Source organism: Polaromonas sp. P3_C2 (assembly GCF_056402675.1).
The window spans coordinates 1-4,655 of the sequence record NZ_JBFUGX010000334.1 but is presented as its reverse complement, the minus strand read 5'-3'; the positions used below and the strand labels follow the sequence as shown (position 1 = coordinate 4,655).

Genomic DNA, 4,655 nt, shown 5'->3' with positions numbered 1-4,655 from the left:
GTGCCCACGTCGGCCACCATGCCGATGTTGATTTCCTGGATGCAGAAGAATGCGTCGGCCGTGGCGTAGCGCAGGCAGCAGGCCGTCACCATGTCGACGGCCCCTCCTATGCAGCCGCCCTGGATGGCTGCAATTACCGGAATGCGCAGCGTCTCCAGCTTGGTGAAGGTGGCCTGCATGTCGCCCAGCATGTCAAAGATGGCAGCTCGGCCTTCGGGGCTTTTGTCGTCCATGGCAATGTCGCTGCCAAAGGTTTCCAGCGCCATGCCGGCGCTGAAGTGCTTGCCGGTGCTGGAGATCACTAGCACGCGCGCCTCGCCGGCCTTGTGGATGTGCGTGAGCGCCGCATCCAGCTCGCGCCAGAAGCTCGGGTGCATGGTGTTCATCGCCTCGGGGCGGTTCAGCACCAGGTGGGCGACGTGGCCGGTGATGTTGAGGGTGAAGCAGGTAAGAGGGGGGAGGGGGGTGGCGTTCATGCCGCCACTCTAAGTGAGGCTTCTCTATGCCACAAGGTCCAGCCAGTCACACCTGAGACGCCGCGCAATGTGCGCCCGTGCCCGAACATAGACATACATTCGCGGCGCCAGTGTGCCGAGCACGCACAGCGGGTAGGCCCAGGCCGCCTCAAAGGTAAAGGCCGGCAGCCAGCCCATCCAGCCCATCACCCAGGCCGTCAGCACTATCTCCCAGAGCTGGCATTCAAGCGGGTGCGCCGCTCGCTGCGCCTCGCGCCAGTCCTTGACGCGTTGCAACTGTGCCAGCGTGATGGGGTGCCAGTACGGCGACCGGGCAGGTAGTGATGCCTTGGACGGGTCAGAGGGGTCAGACATAAAGCCTCCGTGCGGAAGCTTCAATGTAAGTTTCGTGAAAGCTTCTGTCAACGGCCCGAAAGGCCTGAAAGAAGCAAAAAAAGCCTCGAAAGGTTTCTGGATACGGCCGGCTAAATCCGGCGGCGGCGCGGCACCACGCTCAGCTGCAGCGTGAGCTTGCCGGGCGACGCGGTCACGGTATAGGCCTGCGGGGCGATGTCGATCAACTGGTCGGCATGCCAGACCTTGATCTGCGCAGCGCCTTCGGGCAACTGCTCGACCTGCGCTACGCCGTCGGCGCCTGTCAGCACGGCCCAGGGCGACTCGCTTACGTACACATGGCCGCGCATCGAGCCGTGAATGTGGCAGCCCAGCAGCACGGCGCCGGCCTTGTTGAAAGTGGCATCAGCGGTTTTGGCAGGTTTGCTTTCGGGCTTGCCGTCGAGCCGGAGCTCGAACCCCTCGCCCGGCGTTGCGTTGAACTGCGCTGCGCCGGCGGCCGAGCCGCGCACATGGTGTTCCCACGGATCGTTGTTGACGAACTGGGCCTTGGCGCCCAGCGCCACCACGCTGACTGCCGGCACAAAACGCATCTTTTCCTGGTAGATCGTCACCTGGGCGGGCAAAGGGCTTTGGGGCGCCCCGGTTTTGGCGGAAGGCACCACGACGACTACGGCGTCCGGCGCCGGCTTGCCTTCCTTGTCGAGCACTTGAATGGAAATGTTTCCGGCTGCAGACCATATGGGTAGTGCGCAAGCAGCTATGAAAAACAGAGCAGATGGCAGTATCCGGGAAGCAGGGCGTATAAGCTTGGGCATGGGATTCTTTCGGCTTAACCTTCGCGGGGAGTCAGCAATGCCAGCACAGCCGCCACCGCGAACAGCGCCAGGACATCACCCCAGAGGTGCCCCATGTTGTGGTGGCCCTGAAACGACTGAACTGCCATCACCCCGCCGTGTGCAATGCTGGACCAGACGGTAAACCAGATGAGGCTGCGGTGCAAGAGAGGGTTACGGGCGGCGAGCATGAGGAAGATCCCCAGCGTTGCATAAAGGGCGAGGATCATCTCCAGGTAATACGAACGCCCTTCCGCATGCCACGACCAGCCTGAAGGCCAGACGACGGTGAGCGGCCACAAGCCGAAAGTGAACGTCACCCCTATCAGCACCAGGGCAATGCGCAGGTATTTGATGCGATCAGCGTCAGTCATTGTTGTCTCTTTCGGATCATCAGAAATCGCGCATTTCGGAAACCTGCTCTCGTGTGCGCTGGAGGTGAGAGCCCGTGAGGCATGGCCTGGGGGTGAACGGCAACAAGAAACCATTGCAGCGCGCATGGCACCGCAATGGCAGTCCGGTTCAAGGGCGGTTTACTTGGCAGCCGGTTTGTACTCGGCCACAGCCTTCGCCAGGTCGCGGGTTTCTTCGCAGGTGGCGCAAATCGCCTGCAGCTTGGCCAGCTGCGCGTCGGCCTGGGCTTTCTGGTTGGTCTTCAGATAGGCAATGCCCGAGTATTCCAGCGCGCCCTTGTGCTTGGGGTCCAGCGCCAGCGCCTTGCCATAGGCGGCAAAGGCATCGTCGTACTTGCCCATCCAGCGGTTGGAATAGCCGAGGTAGTTGTAGGCGTCGGCATTTTTCGGGTCCTTGGCCACCACCTTGTTAAAGCTGCTCACGGCCTCCGACCAGTTCTTGGCGCTGATGGCTTTTTTACCCGCCGCGAAGTCGTCGACCTGGGCGTTTTTGGCTGGCGTGGTTTCGATGTCGGCTGCCAACGCTGCACCGGCCAGGGCCAGGGCGATGACGGGCAATGCGACCAAGTTGCGGATGGAAAAAGTGTTCATGTCGGGCTCCTTGAGATATCAGTTGATTGAAACGCGCTGCAAACCAGCACCTTATACAAACGGTATGACAGGGAAAACGGATGCAGGGCGAGTTGTAATTTATTTGTAAACACCACGGCGGCTGCGCTTGATCGATGGCAGGCTCGCTGATTTCTCATCTGATGGGGAAAGCTGGGCAGCCGTGGGATCACTGGCAGGGCGCTGAAGTCAGCATTTTTACCGCGGTCAAAAAGTCGCCCGGTTTGACCCAGCTCACGTTCCAGTCGCCGGATACAGGGACTTGACGCTTGTGAGCGATGACCATGCGGTGCTTTGGTACCACGAGGATGTATTGCCCATGGACGCCCCAGGCCATGTAAGCGCCACTTAGTGGCGAATCGGCCGGCTCTTCCAGCGTCCACCAAAGGTAGCTGTAGCCAAAGTGACGGCTGGCCGTGCGCGCCGGATGCATTTGCGCGGCCGCGGTGACGGGTGTGGTGATTCGAGTGGCCCATTCTGGGGGAATGAGTTGCTGGCCGCGCCAATTGCCGTGTTGGAGCATCAAGTAGCCCAGCCGCGCCATGTCTCTGGTTGACAAGAAAAAATGATAGGCGGCGTGCCGGGACTTTGTAAGGTCCCCGGTGCGCTGGTGACGAGCGAGGTCGAAGTCTTCAAGCTGCAGCGGCGTCGCAAGATCGTCCGCGAATGTGCGGTAGATGCTGCGATTTGTCAGCGCCTCGAAGACTGTGCCCGCAGCGTTGAAATCCCAGTTGTTGTACAGAAAATAAGTGCCGGGCACTTGTGAGCCGCGCGGTGGCGCCGATGCCAGGTCATCGCCTGTGTTGGCCGCCGGGTGATAGACGCCAGAGCGCGCGGTCAGAAGGTGGCGCAACTTTGCCTGGCGCTCCAGAGGCAATAGACCACCCAGGTCGTCAATGTCGAGGTCGGCCAGTGTTTTCTCCAGATCGATCGTGCCATCTGCGACATATTTCCCATACAGCATCGCCAGCACACTTTTGCGAGCCGAAAACACGATGCTGACGGTATCGACGGGGCCATAGCTGAACAACACCCGGCCGTCCTGCACTGCCAGAACTGCGGTGGAATCAAGGGTTCGCAAGTAGTCGCGTGCAGCATCCAGGCGCTCATGACACGCGGGGCTTAGTGAAGTGGGGGAAATGGGTTCCCACGCCTTCGCCGGAAAGACGGGCGCAGGGGCTGCCGGCGTTGTTGCCCATCCGGCTGCCGGCATCGAAACCAGCAAGGCCGTGACGGAGGCAAGAAAAAAATGCTTCATTCTTGGTCAAATCTTTGCGCAAGGTTGTATCAATCGCCAAACCAAAGAGCCTTCTGGTGCCAGGCGAGATGTTTCTCGCGGGCACGGCAAACTCAGTCGTGCATGACCCGCGCTGTCCCTGACACCTTGATCGAGGCGCCGGGGTTGGGTGGAATTTCGGCGCGCAAGCACGAGCGCATGCCCATGTCTTCACCCTGCACGATATCGATGGCGCCGCCGTGCGGCCACTTCAGGTCGCGCAGGTAGCCTGCAAAAGCGGCTGTGGCTGCACCTGTGGCGGGGTCTTCATACACGCCGCCCGAAGCAAACGGATTCCGGGTGTGAAAAAACCGGGGAGTTTGCGCATGGGCCAGCAGGATGGTCACCAGCCCCGCCTTGTTCATCAACTCGCGGCCCGTGTCCAGGTCATATTGCATGGTCGCCAGTTTGTCGCGGCTCTTCAGAACCAGTACCAGATGGTCTGCGCCGCCATGGGCGAGCGCGGGGGCAATGCGCGGGTCCAGGTCATCCGGTGTGTAGCCGAACAGCGCCAGGGTGGCCAGCACCAGCGGCTGTGGGGCAGCCTGGCTGCGCGTGGGCGGCGATTGCAGCGCGGCGGTGATCGTCTCCCCGTTGCGCCGGCCTTCAACCGTGATGCTGGCCTGGTTCAGGGTCAGCGCAAACACGCCATCGCCATGCTGAAGGGCCAGTGCTGCGCCGCCATCGCCATGCTGAAGGGCCAGTGCTGCGC

At 61.4% G+C, this 4,655-nt stretch carries 8 protein-coding genes; 1 reads left to right on the top strand and 7 read right to left on the bottom strand.

The window, feature by feature from the left end; genetic code table 11:
- The 6 genes from AC1DWI_RS14360 to AC1DWI_RS14335 form a co-directional block, all read right to left on the bottom strand.
- Positions 1–476, bottom strand: a 476-nt coding sequence (locus AC1DWI_RS14360) for an enoyl-CoA hydratase-related protein (RefSeq protein ID WP_477725066.1), incomplete at its 3' end; no start/stop codon positions are given.
- A 24-nt stretch (positions 477–500) separates the two neighbouring features.
- A complete protein-coding gene (locus tag AC1DWI_RS14355; protein WP_477671250.1) occupies positions 501–830 on the bottom strand; it encodes a hypothetical protein in 330 nt (109 codons plus the stop codon).
- A 110-nt stretch (positions 831–940) separates the two neighbouring features.
- Positions 941–1,519 (bottom strand): cupredoxin domain-containing protein, encoded by a 579-nt coding sequence (locus AC1DWI_RS14350; RefSeq protein WP_477671251.1) that lies wholly within the window; start codon positions 1,517–1,519, stop codon positions 941–943.
- Between the two features lie 122 nt (positions 1,520–1,641).
- The gene (locus tag AC1DWI_RS14345; RefSeq protein WP_477671252.1) at positions 1,642–2,019 is read right to left on the bottom strand and encodes a DUF6632 domain-containing protein; all 378 of its coding nucleotides are present in this window, start codon (positions 2,017–2,019) and stop codon (positions 1,642–1,644) included.
- Between the two features lie 159 nt (positions 2,020–2,178).
- Entirely contained in the window at positions 2,179–2,649 is a 471-nt protein-coding gene (locus AC1DWI_RS14340; RefSeq protein WP_477671253.1) for a tetratricopeptide repeat protein, read from the bottom strand.
- A gap of 187 nt (positions 2,650–2,836) precedes the next feature.
- Positions 2,837–3,880: a serine hydrolase domain-containing protein gene (locus AC1DWI_RS14335; protein ID WP_477725067.1), complete on the bottom strand. Its 1,044-nt coding sequence runs from the start codon at positions 3,878–3,880 to the stop codon at positions 2,837–2,839.
- Here AC1DWI_RS14335 and AC1DWI_RS14330 point away from each other — a divergent pair.
- Positions 3,807–4,031 carry a hypothetical protein gene (locus tag AC1DWI_RS14330; protein WP_477701847.1) on the top strand — a complete coding sequence of 75 codons (225 nt, stop codon included), beginning with the start codon at positions 3,807–3,809 and terminating at the stop codon, positions 4,029–4,031. The genes AC1DWI_RS14335 and AC1DWI_RS14330 overlap by 74 nt on opposite strands.
- Here the strand turns inward: AC1DWI_RS14330 and AC1DWI_RS14325 are convergent.
- On the bottom strand, positions 4,018–4,655 hold a 638-nt coding region (locus AC1DWI_RS14325; RefSeq protein WP_477725065.1), incomplete at its 5' end, for a PhzF family phenazine biosynthesis protein. The genes AC1DWI_RS14330 and AC1DWI_RS14325 overlap by 14 nt on opposite strands.